Below are 18744 nucleotides of genomic sequence, written 5' to 3' on the forward strand. Positions count from 1 at the left end.
ACTGTAAAGGACGAAACTCCAGCTTGCGGGCTGGAGTTTTTGGCGTCGACCGGCGGATGGAGCAAATAACCTATAAAAATGAAATGAATCCCCTAAAATGAGACAACGTTTTCATAGTAAGGTGGTGATAACAAAATTTCTAACGATTCCGTGTCAGCTGGAACCACACGTGTCACTGGGGGATGGTCAAGATGTCAAAGCGGATTGCTGATAAAATCATCATTGCGGTAAGTATTTCGGGTATGCTGCTGGCCCTTTCCGGATGCTCGCTGCTGCCTGTTGAGGAGGAAGAGCTTGCTCCACCGCTTGTCGAGCCTGTCAAAGAAACGTTAAGCCTCTTCGAGGCCAAACGCGCTGACATAGTAAAGCAAATCACCGGAGTAGCCACCTTTGCCTCGGATAAAACGGATTACCTGTATTACAAAACGTCCGCAGGGAAGCTGATCTCGATTAATGTCAAGCTGGGAGACCGGGTGAAGGCAGGGGATCTTATCGCATCCACGGAAACCGGAGAGCTGGAAACGAAGATACGAGTGCAGGAAATTGCGATTGAAAAGGCCAAGATAGCCCTCGTTCAGGAGGTAGCCGACAAAGGCTCGGATAATCCATCAGTACAATTGAAAATGCTGGATATGGAGAGTGCCCAGATCCAGTTGAGGTCGCTGCAAACCCAGCTGGAAAATTCCAAGCTGATAGCCAAAGCCGATGGCATCGTCACCTTCATCGATACCATTAAACCGGGCGAGGAGGTAGCCGCTTACAAGCAAATGGTTACGCTTTCGGACCCTACGCAGATGAAGCTGATTTATACGGCTGCGAGCCAGAACGATTTGGCTGGAGTGGAAATTAATATGGATGTCACGGTAAAGATTAAAGACAAGATTTACTCGGGAAAAGTCGTCCAGACACCGTTAACCGCAACGCCAAGCGATAACAAAACGGTTCAGGAAAAAAACAATAAATCACTGGTTATTGATGTGAAAGGAGACTTGCCTGAAGAGGTTACGATAGGCTCCCAAGCTGATATCACCATCGTAACGGAGAAAAGGGAGCAGGTCATAGTGATTCCGAGAGCAGGGCTGCGCAGCTATATGGGACGTGACTATGTTCAGGTGCTGGAGGGAGAAAGCCGCAAAGAAGTCGATGTGGAGAAAGGTATCGTGGCTGCTACGGAAGTCGAAATACGCAAAGGCATCACGGAGGGACAGAAAATTATTTTAGCCAACTAGGAGGCTAAGAGCGTGTCAATAGTTATCATGATCCTGCGCAAGATGGTCAATAACAAATGGCTCGAGCTGAGCCTGCTGTTCGGCCTAATATTGTCCGTCGCGCTGGCAAGCAGCATGCCGATCTATACGAATGCGATACTACAAAGATTGCTGCTTCAAGAGCTGCAGCAGATGCAGATGACCAGCAGCCAGTATCCGGGGATATATTGGCTGTCAGTCAATTTGCCTAGCGGTCAGGATAAAGAAAAGAATGGACATCTTGCGGAAACCGATGACTTTTTGAGAAAAATAGGTTCCCGGTTTGGCATACCGGAGCAATACTTTGTCCGAGAAAGATCCACACAAAGATACAAAGTGCTTCCCGCTGAGCCCGATAAAGTGGATACAAGCAGGCAGCGATCGGCCGATATTACGGCCATTGATGGAATGGAAGGGCATATGAGGCTTGTGGATGGACGTATGCCTGCCCAAGCTCCGGTAGACGGGATTTATGAAGCTCTTGTGGTGGAGGAAGCCTTAACGGAATTAGGAATGGTCCTGAACACAGTCTTTGTCATCCAGGACGAAGCAACGAAGGAAACCATCCGCATCAAGCCGGTAGGCGTATGGGACCGGAGCGATTATATGGACGTGTTCTGGTATAACATCCCGAGCAGCTACAAGAACAGCTTTTTGATTGACTATGCATTGTTTGAAAATGACTTTACCCAAGGCGGCAAGCTGCATGTCCAATCGGGCTATTGGTACTGGGCGCTGGATTATAAGGAAATGACGCTTCATACCGTCGATACGTTCATAGCCACTCATCTTTCCATTGACAAGCATATGGATGAGCGTTACGAAGCGCATAATTACAACGCACCGGCATTGAAAACGCTAGGTACCTATTACGTGAAAGAAGCCAATCTGAAAACGATGCTTTGGTCGCTCAATGTACCTGTCGTTCTTATGCTTGGATTTTATTTATACATGGTGGCCAATTTAATTACGGACCGGCAGAAAACGGAAATTGCCGTATTAAGAAGTCGTGGCGCCAGCAGGCTGCAAATTATAGCGAGCTATATTTTGGAGAGCTTGATATTAGGCATGATAGCCTTCTTTATCGGACCTTATGTGGGGATGTACCTGACTAAGGTATTGGGTGCTTCCAGCGGATTTTTGGAGTTTGTCCAACGGGCCAAGCTGGATGTATCGCTGAGTCAGGATGCCTTCTTGTACGCTCTGGTTGCAGTCGGAAGCTCATTAGTGATGACGCTGATTCCTGTTTTTTTGGCTACGAAGGCTACCATTGTCGGGCATAAGCAGCAGTCTGCACGTCAGGAGAAAAGCTCCTTCTGGCATACTTATTTCATAGATGTGATCTTAATCGGAATCTCCCTGTATGGGCTGTATACGTACAAAACGCGAATTAAGGACTTGCTGTCGCTCGGTTTAAAATCGGGGGATTTAAGGGTAGATCCGCTGCTGTTCTTTATTCCGGCCATTTTTATATTGGGAATGGGACTCCTGGTGCTGCGTTTGTACCCTTGGTTCATGAAGCTGATTTACCGGATAGGCAGACGCTGGTGGCCGCCGTCCTTATACTTCACGCTGATTCAGGTCAGCAGGTCAACGCTGCAATATCAATTTATTATGGTATTTCTGATTATAACGATCGCCACAGGATTGTTTAGCGCCAGTGCTACAAGAACTATCAACAAAAACACTACCGATAAAATCCGGTATTCGGCCGGTGCCGATATAACAATGCAAATTCGATGGGAAAATGATGCCCCTCCAGCGATCCTGGTCGGATTGCAGGAGGATGAGGGGGGTGAGACCGAAGAAGCAGCGACCGAACCTTCGGCTCCGCACAGAACGCAGTATACGGAGCCTTCCTTTCTTCCATTTACGCAGCTTCCGGGTGTTGAGCATGCAGCCAAGGTCTTCAGAAAGAAGGATGCCACGTTCACACGAGGCAAGTCTCAGGATACGGTGCAGCTGATGGGGATCGAAACGAAGGAATTCGGTCAAACCGGCTGGATGCGCCCGGGGCTGCTCGACCATCACATCAATAGCTACTTAAATCTGATTGCTGCCAAGCCGTCGGCCGTCCTCATATCGAGATCGTTGGCGGAGGAATATGGACTGAAATCAGGGGACACGATAACCGTCGGCTGGTCGGGGATTGAGGGAGTCCAATTCACGGTATACGGGATCGTAGATTATTGGCCGTCGTGGAATCCGAATCCAGGTACGAATGAAACGATAACCGTTTCCAGCAAAACAGGAGCGACGAAGGTTAAAAGACCTATGCTCGTCATCGGGCATTTGTCCTATATTCAGAATAATCTTGCTTTGGAGCCCTATGAGGTGTGGCTGAAGCTGAAGCCGGATGCAAGCAGCCAGGCGGTCTATAAAGCGGTGACGGACCATGGCTATCAGATCGAAGCGCTTAGGGATGCGAAGCAGGAGCAAATTAAGGCGATCAAGGATCCGTTCCAGATGGCTATTAATGGGGTCATGACATTGGGCTTTTTAATTTCCATTGTCATATGCTTTTTCGGCTTCCTGCTGTACTGGGTATTATCGCTCCACGCCAGAACGCTTCAATTCGGAATCTTACGGGCTATGGGAATCTCCTTTTTTCAGCTGCTTGTCATCCTTATCGGTGAGCAGGTATTGATATCAGGAGCAGCTATTGTGATCGGAGTGACGACCGGCGGGATTACAAGCCAGCTGTTTGTACCGTTGTTCGAAATGTCCTTCGATCCGAAAACACAAGTACCGCCTTTCAAAGTGACATTTGATCCCAAGGATCAGGTTCGGCTTTATTGGGTTGTCACCGTGATGATTACAACGGGCTTGGCGATCCTGGCCCATATTGTCTCCCGAATCCGTATTCATCAAGCCGTCAAATTGGGTGAGGATTAGCACAAATATATTTACTAAGAAAAGGAGAATAGAAGAATGAGCACAAGTGAAATAAAGCAAATTCCCGATACCCTTATGCTGGAGGAGAGGGCAGGGCATGTCCTCGGGGCTATTCTTGGGATGGCGGACGAGGATCATGGGTACATTCCGTTTTTTGCGGCAAATTTGATGGAGCAGCCGGCATTTTTGACCCATGGTGATTGGGATTACGGTTCGAGCCATGGACGGTTGATCGATGCGCTCATCTTGGCCAGGCACATGACAGGGGATGAAAGAGGAAAGGATATCGAAGCGAAATACCGGGAAAACTTCCTAAGCTTCTTTAAAGAGGACGGACTCAGCTATCGGCTGAAAAATCCGAAGGCGCCTTGGGAGCCCACAGCCAACCTGATTGATCAGCGTGCCGTCATTCTCGCATTGACTTCGTGGTACATGTCCACGGGAGACAGCCAAATCAAGCAGGTCGCAGACAAGCATGTCGCCGCACTCAAAAGAATAGCCATCAAAGAAAGAGATGTGTGGTATTATCCAGCTTCGGAGTATACGGTTAACGGCTGGCCTTCCGCAAATGCGGTCCAATTAAGGCTTGCACCGGATCCTGCTGCATTCTGCGGACGATTGATCATGCCGCTATTGAAATATTACGAATTGACAGGCAATAGCGATGCATTCGAGCTGTGCCAATACTTTGCGGCATTAATCATTCGTCGCAGCGGTGTGTTCAACCCGGACGGAAGCTTTAATGATGCTCTAGCCTATCGCAGTGGACATTTCCATACCCGTATCGGCACGCTGGATGCATTGGCTCGCTATGCCTGGCATACCCGGGATGCCTCCATCACTCATTTTGTGAAGAAAAGCTACGATTGGGCTCTGACCTGGTGCACCGCTTTTGGATGGACGCCCGGTGATATCCACGATCAGGCTTTCGAACACGAAACCTGCTCGCTGGTCGATCTGATCTCGACGGGGATTATGCTGGCTCAAAGCGGCTATATCGAATACTGGGGAATCGTCGAGCGGTTCCTGCGCAATCACTTGACCGAATCTCAGCTGCTGAACCTGGATTGGGTGGTAGACTCCGATCATAAAGAGAATGATGACGTAGGTATGAAGTCTTACTGCAACGTAGCTAAACGGGCAAAGGGAGCCTTCGCAGGCTACTCCGCACCGAATGATTTCTGCTGTGATGTCAGCGGGGGAAGAGGGCATACGAATGATTTGCAAACCTGCTGCATCGGTTCGGGCACAAGAGGACTGTTCATGGGCTGGAGTAATACCATTACAGAACGAAGTGGCACGGTAAGTGTGAACTTTCTGCTCAATCGCGGCTCCCGCTGGCTGGATGTAAGCAGTCATCTTCCGCACGAGGGCAGATTGGATCTGGACATTCATCAGAATATACCGAGACTGTTAATCCGTATCCCGGACTGGGCAGGATATGCCAAAGTGCTGGTTCGGCGTGAGCAGGGAGAGAGGGTGCTGACACAGACCGGCAGCGATCCAAGCATTTGGGTCAATCAGCGTTTCCTTAATTTAGGGGAAGCGCATGAGGGAGAGAGGATTACAGTTACCTTCCCGGTAAGTCAACGACAAACGGTTGAAAAAGCGGTAGGTGAGGAGTTCATTACGCAATGGCGAGGAGATGATGTGGTTCATCTAAGCCCGGAAGGCATTCATCATCCATTCTACAATCACCGTCAAATAGGGAGCCAGGCTCCTATGAGGGAAGGACAGTATCGCAGGCTGGAGAAGGAGTTTTACTGGTAATAAGGCAGTACAGGAAGGGACAGCCGTTTCAGCTATCGAAGGGCGGCTGTCTCCCTTCTAAGGAGCTATCGGTTTGGTCAAGAAAACATATGCCTATAAATTAGCTGTAATTCCCCTATAACTCGAATGCGTTTTCATACTATTTTATTTATAACAGTGATCAGCATGGTGTCAAAACGAAAAGATTCAGAGTTAAGGTCATTGGGGAGGGATAGCCTGAAGCCAATATTCGAGCAGCACCGAGGGTTTAAAGTCATGGTTTCCTAAATCCAAGTAAAGAAGGTGTATCAATGAACAGCAAATACATAGCCTGTGCAGTATCGTTATTCCTTTTGTCGACATCCGTTCTACCGCTTGCTTATGCAGAAAATGAAGCTTCTGAAGTCACGTCAGATGAGGTGAAAACAGATGAAGTGAAGGCGGACGAATCGAAATCAGAGGAATTGAAAGCTGACGAAGTGAAAAAAGAAGAAGCCACAGCAAATGAAGCGAAAGCAGTAAAAACATCGGATGATTACGAAGATCTAAAAATGATGCCCCAGGATTTGAAGGACAAATTTGATCTGTTTATTAAAAATGGCATTCTGAAGCCGGAATCTGAGAACACTTTTGGGTTTAATCTGCCGGTTACCCGGGATGATTTCGTTCAGGCTTCCAAAGTCATTTTCTCCGGCAGTGATAATGAAGCGCTTACAATTGATTATTTGGAATCCTTTAGAGCATTAGGGCTTATCAACGAAGAAGGAATGGCTGTCGATCCGAATGTATTCGTAAGCAGACAGGATCTTGCCAAATTTTTGATTTACGGTCTTGGTAAGGTAGATGAGGCAAGAAATGTTAAACCTATTACGGATGATAGTATCCGAAACGAGGATAGGGTGGATAAAGCGGCAAGCCGTTTTGTCACACTTGCTTTACAGTTGAAGATTATGCAAAACCTCGACGATAACCGTTTTCACGGCACAGATAGAACTGCGACCCGCAAAACACTTGTAGAATCAGCATTTGAAACACGCAAGCTGTTAACAAACCCAAGTGAAAAGAGCAAAGTCTCAATCGTAGAAGCAAAAGCAGTCGGAGCCAGAAAAGTGTCGGTTACCTTCGAAGATGCGGTGGATGCAGTTAATGCTGCAAAGGCGATTCTAACTGTCAAAATAGGTGGAAATGCTATTCCTGGATCAACGGTATGGTCAGCGGATAAAAAAAGTGCGACGGTTACTTTGGAGACAAAACTGACTAAAGGCAATTATACAGTTGAATTGTCAGGGCTGGAGGATGCGGCTGTAGCCAAGAAGACAGCGGATTTTTCCGCTGAGGATGAAACGATCAAGAAGATTGAATTCGTGAATACATCAGACCAATTGGCTCGATCAAAGGTGATCGTTGAATTCAAACAGATTAACCAATACGGAGAGCAAACCAGCTTGCCTGCTGCTTCATTTGATATCCGAGTCAGTTCAGGAATTAATATGCAGTATTTACCGGGCCGACAATCCATTAAGCTTGATCTAAGCAAGGAAAGACGAGGCTCTGGAGTGTTTATCTCCATTTTCGACGCAAAGAATAATTTGAATGTAAGCAATAATTTCATAATCGGTGACCGGGCCATGATTTCTAAGATTGAAATGGGTAAATTAACTTATAAAGACAATAAGCAGCTGCAGCCCGGAGGGAAAGTTTACTTATCCTTTAGAGCCTACGATCAGTATGGGTGCCTTATTGATGATGTTGAGGAGTTGGATAGAGGGATTGTGACAAGATTTGAAGGCGAATCGCTGTTTGAGAATGTCAAGGACAAGGTATTCGTCGATTACGATAATGATAACTACCCGGAATTGGAGCTCTTGGCCAGGAACGATTTCAATCAAGATAAAGGAACAACCCTGCATTTAATGGCAGTAGGATCCGGTCAAACCGCTAAGCAGGAAATCGCCGTATTCGCCCCGAAGCTTGCGGCTAGCGTCAAGATCGCTGATTTAACTACGCAAATAGCCGAAGGGGATTCTGACGTAGGAATTACTTTGGAAATAAGGGATGCTGAAGGCTATAGCTTCAACACGGATGAAATCGCTGCATTGTACAAAGCTGGCCAGATTCAAGTGCGGAGTACAGGAGTGCTAAAACTTGGGTCGATTGCTGACGGAGAACCGATTGGCCTGAGCGGAGCAAACAAGGGGAAAGTGGTCGTACAGCCGACGAAAAGCGGATCGGCATCAATTGAAGTCTTTTTGAAGGATGCCAACCAAAAAGCGACAGCCGAATACACGGTTCAGTCTCCGCGAGTGCCCGAAAGGTTGGAGAAATCAGGGTTCGAGCCGTCAGAGAAAATAACGGTAATTCAGGGGGTAAAAGGTACTATAAAAACCATTAAATACATCATAAAAGACCAATACGATACAGAATTTAAAACTGCCCCCGATGAATACCAGGTGGAATACAGGTTGGAAAAAGTGAGTGGAGACTCAGGAGCATTCACCGGAAACTTCGGTGGGAATTCGAAACTTCAGTTGAACGATGCGAATCCTACCATAAGGGTAAAGGCAAGCCAAGTCAACTCTACTGATAATGGTGTTATTCAATTGACAGCGGATTCCAAAAAATTGGGTGTCTATAAAGTGGTTACGACATTGGTTAAAGCAAGGAAAGATCCTAAAGAGGCCGATCCTACCAAATGGCCGATTCAAACAGAGCTACAAACCATATCGGCCCAGGTACAAAGCTACACGCTAAAAGAGATTGATGAGGATTTGACTTATTTTTTAAGTTCAAACACGAGTATGTTCGCAATAGGGAAATTCCTAGTGGATCGCGACTTGATAGGGAACAAAATTAGCAGTAATTCTAAAAAAGAGAAAAAGGCTACCCAAGAGGATGGCGCATATATCTTCAAGAACAAGCCTGAATTCCTTAATAAAACGGAAATTACGGTTGGTGCCAAAGATAAGCAAGGTAATGAAGTTACCTTCCCGCCTGGTGCTGCTCCAGTAATTTCAAGTGTGCAATTTGTCAATCCTAATCTGTTTGCCCTCGACAAACCTAGTTTCCCGACTAAGATGATTGGGTTGAATCCTGGTAGTACAGATGCAGTAGTGACAGTAAATACACCTGTTGGTTCAAAGGCTGTAAAAGTCAATTTCAATGCATTTGCTTCGGAGTTGGAATTCAATCAACTAAAAGTAACACGGGGTGATAATTCAGTGACAAATGTCGATCCAAAAGCAATTGATGGACGTTACATTTGGGACGCTACGCTGCTTGCTCAGGTTCAAGTGCTTGATAGTAATAACAATGCTTTTACGAATAAATCAGATAAGGATAAGGGTACAGGACAAGACCAAATCACACCTTTTATGGGAGTATTCGGGGTATCGTTTGCGTTAACGGATATTACTTACAAACCAGGTACTAAAGAGGAAGACAAGGATACTTTTTATATGACCGATGATTACAAACTTGTCTTTGTACCGAAAAGTGGGATTTATGAAACAAATAAAGTGAATCTACAAAGCTTTAAATTGGTTTTAATGGGCCCGAATAACACACCTAAAAATTTCACTTTCAATGTGAAGTAACCTTAATATGTAAGAGAGAAATAAAGACCTTGCTGCTACGGCGAGGTCTTATTTTTTTAGGAATTTAGTAGAATATTTGGTATGCAGAGAAACAGGTTAGCCGGTACGGCGTTGCCAGCTTTCAGCCAAATCCCCCTATAATCAAGATCGGATTTACTAATTTATTGCATTCCCCCATTTTGTATACTTTAGAGAAGATGGGAGGTAGAACAACTTGGCAAGAAAAAGATATGTTATTTGCGGTGTCAGCACCAGAGCAAACGGGATGTTTATAAGCTCTATGCTGGACACATTCCAACCATATTGTGAGATTGTAGGGCTGCTCGACTCGGATCCGGCCCGGTTTGCCAACTGCTTCCGCAAGTTTCCAGCGCTTAGCGGAGTGCCTGTGTACGCTCCCGAGCAATTTGAGCGGATGGTGGAGGAAACCAGTCCGGATGTGGTGGTTGTCGCCGGGGCGGACCATAGCCACGCCGATTATATAGTGAAGGGCTTGGAGCATCATTTGGATGTGATTTCGGAAAAACCGATGGTGACTACCGGAGCTGACTGCAAGCGAGTGTTGGACGCTCAGAACAGCAGCAGGGGAAGGCTCTACGTTGCATTTAATTATCGTTATGCCCCGATTCACACCAGAATCAAGGAAATCATCCTGGAAGGGAAAATCGGAAGGATTACTTCTATCGATTTGAACTGGTATCTCGATACATACCACGGAGCAAGCTACTTCAAACGCTGGAACCGCAAAAGAATGCATTCCGGCGGGTTATCCGTTCACAAAAGCACGCATCACATTGATCTCATTAATTGGTGGATCGATCAAAGGCCGATCGAGGCGTTTGCCTACGGGGCCCTTAATTACTTTGGCCCGGAGGGTGAGCTTAATCCTTCGAAAGAAGACGGGCGTTACTGCGGTACCTGTCGCGTCAAGCAGAACTGCAGCTACTTCATGCGCTGGTCGACGCGCAGCAAGGAAATTGTGCCTGACGACGACCATTTGACTCAGATCGATAAGAAACCGAGTGCTTATAACGGGTACCGGGCTGACGGCTGTATTTTTGATTCGGAAATTGATATAGAAGATACTTATGCGGCCGTCATCAAATACGATAAGGGTGCGATGCTGAGCTATTCGGTCAATTTTTCGCTGCCGTATGAGGGATACCGGTTAGCCATTAACGGCACCAAAGGGAGATTGGAAACGAAGGAAGTGATGTCCAAGAGAGCATCCTACCACGTACCGGAGCAAACGATTGAATACTTCCCTCTATTCGGAGGCAAGGAAACGATCCATGTGGTTCCTCGCTCGGGAGGTCATGGTGGAGGAGATCCGCTGCTTCTGGAAGATTTATTCCTGGGAGCCGATCCTCTTCGTGCATATGATATCATGGCCGGTGCTGAAGCAGGGGCTTATTCGGTACTAACCGGTGAAGCGATCTGGAAGTCGGCCCAATCGGGGGTTCCCGTACGAATCGCCGATTTATTGGTATCGGAGGAACCGGAAGAGGCAGGGTGTTCAAAATGAGTCAGGAGGAAACGAAGACGTGTACGATAAATTCGAAAATGTAGGAATTGCCCACTTTGATGTAAAAAGCCAGCTGCCAAGATGGGTATATGAATCGGCCATGCGTGCGGCCAAAAAGGGAGAGGAAGCCCGCAGTGCCATTAAAAACAAGCAGATGCTCGAGGAACGCCAGCGCGAAATTCGTGAAGGCCTGGAGCAATGCCTGGGTGGCTTGCCTCCCTGCGATACTCCGCTTAACCCGCAAGTCACAGGGACAGTGCGAGGGAATGGGTTTCGGGTAGAAAAGCTCATCTTCGAACCGAGACCACAAGCCTATGCAACGGCCAATGTCTACGTGCCAGACGAGGCAGCCGGTCCAAGAGGAGCTGTGCTGCTTCTATGCGGACACCGTGAGCAGGCCAAGCACTGTGACGAGTACCAAACGGTCTGCCACTATCTGGTTCATGCCGGATTAATCGTTATGGCATTGGACCCTGTAGGGCAAGGTGAAAGGTTCGGTTACTACGATACTGAGACCAAGCAAGCCCCGATGACAAGCGTTACCGAGCATGAGAACGTCGGCCGCCAGTGCATGCCGCTCGGAGACAGCCTTGCACGGTATATGCTTCATGATGCGGTGCGCGCCATCGATTATTTGTGTACCAGACCGGATGTAGATCCGAAATGCATAGGGGTAACCGGTCATTCCGGAGGGGGGACTCAAACCTCTCTCCTGATGATGTACGACAGGCGGATAGCCGCAGCCGCACCGGGCGGGTTTATTATGAACCGGCCTTACTTCCTGCTGACCGGCAAGGCGCAGGATGCGGAGCAAAAATGGCCCGGCTTCTCGGCCTATGGCTTCGATCATGAGGATATTGTTCTGGCCATGGCTCCGAGACCTGTGCTTATTCTAGCTACAACCTATGATTCTGTGCCTATTGAAGGACCGCGTCATACTGTATCCGTCAACCGCCGGTTTTGGGAAATGCATGAGCGCAGCGATGATCTGATTCTATTTGAAGATGAGAATGTTCACAAGTTTACGATACCGCTGGCCAAGGCTGCTGCTGCTTTTTTCTCCAAGCATTTGCTCGGGTCCTCTGTGACGCCCTCTGAGGATCAGATCGAATTGATTCCGAATGAGCAGCTGTGGTGTACAAGAAGCGGTCAAATCATCGGAGAAATACCCCAGGCCAAGAGCGTATTTGACGAGAATGTGGATAGACTTTCCTATTTTGAAAGCATACGTGAATCCATTTCTGAGGCGGAGCGCAAAAAGAATGCCATGGCGTGGCTTAAAAGGACCGTATTTTATAACAGGCAGTCCTGCGACATGAATCCTCGACCTTCCGGGGGCGGGGAGATTAACAATCTGTGGGTGATGCGCACGATTTGGTGGAGCCAGCCGGGGCTTCTGAATCATGCACTTCAGTTTTATGATTCCAAGCTCCATGGACAAAATCTTCCCGTCACGATGGCTGTGTGGGATGGAGGCACGTCCCGCCTTGAGGAGCATGCCCGATGGATAGAAGAAACTTGCGCATCCGGACGAATCGCCATGGTGTTAAATCCGACGGGAATAGGGCCGCTTCTGCCGCATTTGAATTCGCCAACGGACAAACCGTTTAAGCGGTTCGGCATTATCGACAGGCATACGGACGAGATGATGTGGCTCGGTGACAGTATGGCTGCCGTACGTACTTATGATGTCCTGCGAGCCATTCAACTGCTGTTCGGCTTGAAGCATATAGATTCGCGTGATATTCGTCTTTACGGAAACGGCAGATATGCGATGTATGCCGGGTTAGCGGCTTTGCTGGACACCAGGGTAAAAAGCATCCGTCTGGACAACAGCATGAGCAGCATTGCGGATTGGATAAGGGAGCCATTTTATGATGAAACCGACTCCTTGAGCTTTATTATTCCCGGAATGCTTCGTCACATGGATCTTCCTGATGTGTATCAATGGCTCCAGGAGGACGGCCGACTTGCGGATGCGGAGCTTTTCACAAACCATTCGGCAGGCTAAATCAAAAAGAGGAGGTAGATCTCATGGCTACAGTTGCTGCTATTTACACAGGTCAAGGGTTGTCGGAACGAATCCAGCCTATATTTCGGGAGGTCCTGCCGGATTGCCGGCTGGTAAGTATTATCGACGACAGCCTTATTGCCGATGTTATTCGTTTAGGACATGTAACTCCTGCAGTTACACGCCGTCTTACACAGTATTACCGTCATGCGGAGGAGATAGGAGCCGACATGATTCTGAATACATGCTCATCGGTGGGAGAAGTAGCGGATTGGGCTAGACCCATGCTGGACATTCCAATTATCAAAATCGATGAGGCCATGGCAGCTTTGGCTGCTTCCCAGTATCGTAGCATCGGGGTGCTGGCCACTCTGCCTACGACATTGGAGCCGACCAAGCGGTTGATTCAAAGAGAAGCGGGGAAGCAGAATCGCGACGTTCAAATAGTTGATGCTCTAGCGAAGGGAGCCTATCAAGCGTTGATTTCCGGTCAACCGGAAGAACACGACCGGTTGATTCTGGAAGCAGCCCGATCGGTTGCGCAGCAAGCCGATGTGCTTGTGCTGGCTCAAGGCTCGATGGTCAGGATGGAGGAAGCGCTTCAGCAGGCGACGAATCTTCCGCTGTATTCCAGCCCGCGATTGGGCGTGATGGCCGTTAAGGCCGAGCTAGAGCGTATGGGGAAGGTGAACTCCATTTGACGGATCAGGTGATTGCAACCTACTGGATCGAAACGGCCTTTTCACTGGAAAAGGCCTGTGACATTATCGTAAGCGAGCAGTCCACAGGAACCTTCATGGCTTTGCCTAATGAAACGGAGAGCTTGAAGGAGCAGCATCGCGCCCGTATTGTCTCTATCGAGCCATTGGAAAGCTCTCCTTTCCCGGCGCTTCCGGGAGCCAAGGTTCCTGCCGGAACCAAAGGCTTGTACCATCGCGGTATTGTGAGGATTGCCTTTCCGTACGATAATATAGGCCCATCTATCCCGAATGTAATGGCTACCGTTGCAGGTAACCTGTATGAGCTGGAAGAGCTGTCCGGGATTCGCCTGCTCGATCTGGAGCTTCCCTCCTTGTTTCGGGAAAGATACGAAGGGCCGAAATTTGGCATTGAAGGGACTAGAAAGCTCACAGGCGTATATGGAAGACCGATCATAGGTACGATTATCAAACCGAATATCGGCTTGCCTACCGAGCAGCTGAGGGGAATTGTTCGTGAGCTGGCTTCCTCAGGCATAGATTTTATCAAGGATGACGAAGTTCATGGCAATCCTCCGTACGCTCCTCTAGAGGAGAGGGTCAAAGCAGCTATGGAGGAGATTGAACGGGCTGCAGACCGGACCGGCAAAAAAACCATGTATGCGTTCAACATCACGGATGATATAGATCCGATGCTGCGGCATCTGGAAACCGTTGTGCGGCACGGGGGCAACTGCGTCATGGTAAGCATCAACAGCGTCGGATTTGCTGGGGTAGCCCACTTGCGAAAGCATGCTCCTGTATGCATTCACGGCCATCGCAACCAGTGGGGGATGATGTCGCGGTATCCTTATTTGGGCATGTCGTTCTCCGCCTACCAGAAGCTGTGCCGGTTAAGCGGAGTGGATCATCTTCACGTGAACGGGCTGAACAACAAGTTTTATGAGGATAACGCTTCTGTCATTCTGGGGGTGCAGCAATGCTTGACCCCGATGTTCGAACCCAATGATACTGCACTCCCCGTGCTCTCATCCAAGCAATGGGCGGGCTCTGCTCATGAAACGTACCAAGAGATGAAAACCGTTGACCTGATGAACATAGCCGGAGGTGGAATTCATGGACACCCTGGAGGCTTTGGTGCAGGCTTCCGAAGCTTTGTGCAGGGGTGGGAAGCGGCTCTTGCGGGAATTCCGCTGGAACAATACGCGAAGACCCGTCTGGAGTTGAAACAGGCGCTGGATACGCTCGGTTCATAAGCGGCTACATACTGGGCGGAAGGAGCGAGGCAAATGCGGATATGTTATTACGGCGATGATTTTACCGGTTCCACGGATGTGCTGGAAGCACTTACGAATGGCGGATTGCGCGTAATCTTATTTTTGGACATCCCAGACAGAACGGTGTGGAACGAGAAGTTCGCAGAGTACGATGGCTTCGGTGTGGCGGGTGTGACCCGCACGATGTCGCCGGAGCAGCTGGAACGTACTTTGAGGCCGGCTCTGGCTGAACTCCGAGCCTTCGGCGCATCTGTTGTTCATTATAAAATTTGCTCGACCTTCGACTCTTCGCCAACGACAGGAAGCATTGGCAAAGTGATTGAAATCGGACGCGAGTTCTATCCTGAGCAGCGATTTACGCCCATATTGGCCGGATCGCCTGCTCTCAGGCGCTATACGGTGTTCGGAAATCATTATGCGGCCATGGGTGAGGAGGCCGTGAGGCTGGATCGACACCCTAACCTGAGCAGGCATCCGATAACGCCGATGCGCGAAGCTGATCTGCGGATTCATTTGGGCCAGCAAACTCATCTTTCCGTTGGATTGATGAGCGTCCTGGATCTGGAGCTGGAAGGATCGCAGCTTGAGGAGCGGTATAACCGCTTGCTCGATGACGCGCCGGATATTGTTCTGTTTGATGTTTTGACGGAAAAGCATCTGGGCGCGATCGGAGGCCTTATTGGCCGTGAGAGCGAAGCGGCTCCGTTATTCACGGTCGGATCCTCTGGGGTGAATAATGCTCTTACAGCCTATTGGCAAAGCAAGGGATTCATACTGAAATCCTCATCTGCTGCGCAAGCGGGACCTGTGGACCGAATTCTGGTCATATCCGGCAGCTGCTCTCCGGTAACGCAGCGTCAGATCGAATGGGCGCTGCACAACGGCTTCGAGGGCCTACACATCCCCGCTGCCGATCTTATAACCCCGGCCGGTGAAGGACTCGAAAGGATGATGCTGCAAGCTGAGGAGCTGCTTGCTGCGGGGAAAAGCGTCATTCTGTACACGGCGCTGGGACCTGAGGATGCTTCGATCGAACCGCTGCAAAGGATTCTGAGGGAGCAAGGTTATGACCCTGCAGCAAGCGGACAGTTGATCGGCGAGCGATTAGGCGGCATAGCCCATGAACTTATAGCATCAACCGGGCTGACGAGAGTTCTATTTGCCGGAGGAGATACCTCAGGTTTTGCCGTAAAGCAGCTGAATGTGTATGCCTTGGAGATGATTGCACCCATGGTACCAGGTGGACCTTTGTGCAAGGCGTACTCGGAGGATGATCGGATAGATGGCTTGGAGCTTGTTTTAAAGGGCGGTCAAGTGGGACCAGTTAATTTTTTTGAGAAGGTGCGAAGAGGATTTGCTTAAAGGTGCAGCCGACGCGCTTTTTAATCGAAAGAAAAGGAAATCGTTTTCAAAAGGAGGATATAATGAGCATCGTGCTACGAGGAATTACTTGGGATCATACCCGCGGTTATCTCCCGATGGCGGCGACTTCGCAGAGGTTTGCGGAGATGTACCCGGAAGTGACGATTCTATGGGAAAAACGTTCTCTGCAGCAATTTGCCGACGAGCCTATACAAGCTTTGACGGAGAAATACGATTTGTTAGTTATTGATCATCCTTGGGCAGGCTATGCATCTGAATCCGGTGTGCTGCTCCCATTGAACGAGTATTTACCGGAAGATTTTTTGCAGAACCAAGCGATGAATTCTGTAGGCCAGTCCCATTCCAGTTATAGCTTCAACGGCTGTCAAACGGCTTTGGCGATTGATGCGGCCACTCCTGTCGCTTCCTGGCGTTCCGATGTGCTGGAGCGGGAGGAGGAGCAAGTGCCTTCCACTTGGGAGGAGCTGGTAAGCTTGGCTCAAAAAAATCTTGTTCTTTTTCCTGCTATTCCGATCGACAGTCTGATGAATTTTTACATGCTTTGCCTGGCTCATGGGGAAGAGCCCTTTGCCGGCAGCGAAACGATCGTTTCCTATGAGAAAGCGCAGGCGGCGTTGGAGGCCTTAAGAGAGCTTGCATCGTATTGCCGGCCCGAAATTTTCGGAATGAATCCTATTGCCGTTTATGAGTATATGAGTACGTCGGATGAGATAGGCTATTGCCCGTTCGCCTATGGTTATTCTAATTATGCCAGAGCGGGCTACAGCAGAATGCCGCTGAGCTTCGGGGATTTGGTTGCTTACAAGGACTTCGGTCCGCTGCGTTCCACGCTTGGGGGGACGGGGCTTGCCGTATCGGCTGCCTGCCGGCATCGAGAGGTGGCGGTTCGATATGTGCAGTATGCAGCAAGTGAGGAAGTACAGCGCACCTTGTATACAATGGCAGGAGGGCAGCCGGGACACCGAATGGCTTGGATCGATGAAGAGACGAATCGCTGTACGCGCGATTATTTTAAACAAACGCTGCCTGCACTGGACAGAGCATATGTTAGACCGCGTTATAACGGTTATTTGCATTTTCAGGATCATGCCGGTGATCATGTTCGCGAATATATGATGCAAGGCGGGGATGCCAGACGCATATGGGAGCAAATGAACCGATTGTACCGCGAATCGCTGGACATTTCGAAAGAGAGGCGGATAGGATGACTTCGAATTCCGAATTCAAACCGCTGGAAGGGCTGCTTGTGCTGGACTTCGCCCAATTTTTATCCGGGCCTTCCGCTGCTCTGCGCTTAGCCGATCTCGGTGCGAGAGTTATCAAGGTGGAACGGCCCGATGGTGGCGATCTTTGCCGGAGGCTTTATGTCTCTAACCTGGAGCTGGATGGAGACAGCACCTTGTTCCATTCCATTAACCGCAACAAGGAAAGCATTTCGGCCAATTTGAAAAATCCGGACGACTTAAAGCTCATTCGGACCTTGATCGAAAAAGCGGATGTCATGATTCAAAACTTTCGTCCCGGGGTCATGGAAAGGATCGGCCTGCATTATGATGCAGTAAGGGAGTGGAACCCCCGTCTCGTCTATGGAGAGATAACCGGCTATGGCAAAACAGGACCTTGGGCCGACAAGCCTGGGCAGGATTTGCTTGTACAATCGCTGTCGGGTCTGGCATGGTTGAACGGCAATGCAGATCAGCCGCCGGTCCCGTTCGGTCTATCCGTCGCGGACATGTTCGCGGGGGCCCATCTGGTGCAGGGCATCCTCGCTTGCCTGGTGCGCCGATCTGTTACGGGAAAAGGCGGCCTCGTTGAGGTCAGCCTGCTCGAGTCGATCCTCGATTTTCAGTTCGAGGTATTAACGACCCATATGAACGATGGGGGAAAGCTGCCCGAGCGAAGTGCCGTAAACAATGCCAATGCCTACTTAGGCGCACCCTATGGAATATACGAGACGCAGGACGGGTACATTGCGCTGGCCATGGGCTCGGTCGTGCAGCTCGGCCAATTGCTAGAATGCGAGCAGCTTGGAGCGTTCCATGATCCCTCAAGCTGGTTTACTCATCGGGATGCAATCAAGGCCATTTTGAAGCAGCATCTAATAGGACGGCCTACTGCGAACTGGATGGCCCGTTTGGAGCCGGCCGATTATTGGTGCGCTGATGTGCTGAACTGGAAGCAGCTGCTGGAGCACGAAGCGTTCCATCATCTGAACATGACCCAGCAGACCGTGAACGGCAGCGGAGCGATGCTTACGACCACACGCTGCCCGATTCGTATTGATGGAAATCTTCTGTTATCTCCGGTAGGAGCACCCAAAATCGGGGAGCACAACGATAAAATCCATGCGGAGGTGTTGTAGGCGA

11 protein-coding genes are annotated in these 18744 nt (G+C 49.2%); all 11 read left to right on the plus strand.

Going from position 1 to position 18744, the window contains the following annotated elements:
* The first annotated feature begins 191 nt into the window (after positions 1-191).
* The 11 genes from B1728_RS05825 to B1728_RS05875 all read left to right on the plus strand — a co-directional run bounded on the left by B1728_RS05825 (position 192) and on the right by B1728_RS05875 (position 18740).
* The gene (locus B1728_RS05825) at positions 192-1229 is read left to right on the plus strand and encodes an efflux RND transporter periplasmic adaptor subunit (protein ID WP_079909244.1); all 1038 of its coding nucleotides are present in this window, start codon (positions 192-194) and stop codon (positions 1227-1229) included.
* Positions 1230-1241: 12 nt separating this feature from the next.
* Positions 1242-4142, plus strand: a complete 2901-nt coding sequence (locus tag B1728_RS05830) for an ABC transporter permease (RefSeq protein ID WP_079909245.1) — start codon at positions 1242-1244, stop codon at positions 4140-4142.
* A gap of 36 nt (positions 4143-4178) precedes the next feature.
* On the plus strand, positions 4179-5912 hold the full coding sequence (locus B1728_RS05835; RefSeq protein ID WP_079909246.1) for a glycoside hydrolase family protein: 1734 nt from the start codon (positions 4179-4181) through the stop codon (positions 5910-5912).
* A 290-nt stretch (positions 5913-6202) separates the two neighbouring features.
* The gene (locus B1728_RS05840) at positions 6203-9484 is read left to right on the plus strand and encodes an Ig-like domain-containing domain (protein ID WP_079909247.1); all 3282 of its coding nucleotides are present in this window, start codon (positions 6203-6205) and stop codon (positions 9482-9484) included.
* Positions 9485-9698: 214 nt separating this feature from the next.
* Positions 9699-11009: a Gfo/Idh/MocA family protein gene (locus B1728_RS05845; RefSeq protein ID WP_079909248.1), complete on the plus strand. Its 1311-nt coding sequence runs from the start codon at positions 9699-9701 to the stop codon at positions 11007-11009.
* Between the two features lie 19 nt (positions 11010-11028).
* Positions 11029-13020, plus strand: coding sequence for an alpha/beta hydrolase family protein (locus B1728_RS05850; protein ID WP_079909249.1), 1992 nt, complete (start codon positions 11029-11031; stop codon positions 13018-13020).
* Positions 13021-13043: 23 nt separating this feature from the next.
* Complete coding sequence (locus B1728_RS05855) at positions 13044-13721, plus strand: aspartate/glutamate racemase family protein (RefSeq protein WP_079909250.1); 678 nt, start codon at positions 13044-13046, stop codon at positions 13719-13721.
* A complete protein-coding gene (locus tag B1728_RS05860) occupies positions 13718-14974 on the plus strand; it encodes a ribulose-bisphosphate carboxylase large subunit family protein (protein WP_079909251.1) in 1257 nt (418 codons plus the stop codon). Before B1728_RS05855 ends, B1728_RS05860 begins: the two co-directional genes overlap by 4 nt.
* 33 nt (positions 14975-15007) lie before the next feature.
* Positions 15008-16357 (plus strand): four-carbon acid sugar kinase family protein, encoded by a 1350-nt coding sequence (locus B1728_RS05865; RefSeq protein ID WP_079909252.1) that lies wholly within the window; start codon positions 15008-15010, stop codon positions 16355-16357.
* Between the two features lie 62 nt (positions 16358-16419).
* Positions 16420-17586 (plus strand): extracellular solute-binding protein, encoded by a 1167-nt coding sequence (locus B1728_RS05870; RefSeq protein WP_079909607.1) that lies wholly within the window; start codon positions 16420-16422, stop codon positions 17584-17586.
* Positions 17583-18740 carry a CaiB/BaiF CoA transferase family protein gene (locus tag B1728_RS05875; RefSeq protein WP_079909253.1) on the plus strand — a complete coding sequence of 386 codons (1158 nt, stop codon included), beginning with the start codon at positions 17583-17585 and terminating at the stop codon, positions 18738-18740. The genes B1728_RS05870 and B1728_RS05875 overlap by 4 nt, the downstream gene beginning before the upstream one ends.
* Positions 18741-18744: the final 4 nt, after the last annotated feature.

This window comes from Paenibacillus sp. 32352 (assembly GCF_002042965.1).
Taxonomy (GTDB): Bacteria; Bacillota; Bacilli; order Paenibacillales; family NBRC-103111; genus Paenibacillus_S; species Paenibacillus_S vulneris.

Coding starts and splice junctions, on each gene's coding strand:
- B1728_RS05825 (WP_079909244.1), top strand. CDS start 192: ATGTCAAAGCGGATTGCTGATAAAATCATCATTGCGGTAAGTATTTCG.
- B1728_RS05835 (WP_079909246.1), top strand. CDS start 4,179: ATGAGCACAAGTGAAATAAAGCAAATTCCCGATACCCTTATGCTGGAG.
- B1728_RS05840 (WP_079909247.1), top strand. CDS start 6,203: ATGAACAGCAAATACATAGCCTGTGCAGTATCGTTATTCCTTTTGTCG.
- B1728_RS05855 (WP_079909250.1), top strand. CDS start 13,044: ATGGCTACAGTTGCTGCTATTTACACAGGTCAAGGGTTGTCGGAACGA.
- B1728_RS05865 (WP_079909252.1), top strand. CDS start 15,008: ATGCGGATATGTTATTACGGCGATGATTTTACCGGTTCCACGGATGTG.
- B1728_RS05870 (WP_079909607.1), top strand. CDS start 16,420: ATGAGCATCGTGCTACGAGGAATTACTTGGGATCATACCCGCGGTTAT.
- B1728_RS05875 (WP_079909253.1), top strand. CDS start 17,583: ATGACTTCGAATTCCGAATTCAAACCGCTGGAAGGGCTGCTTGTGCTG.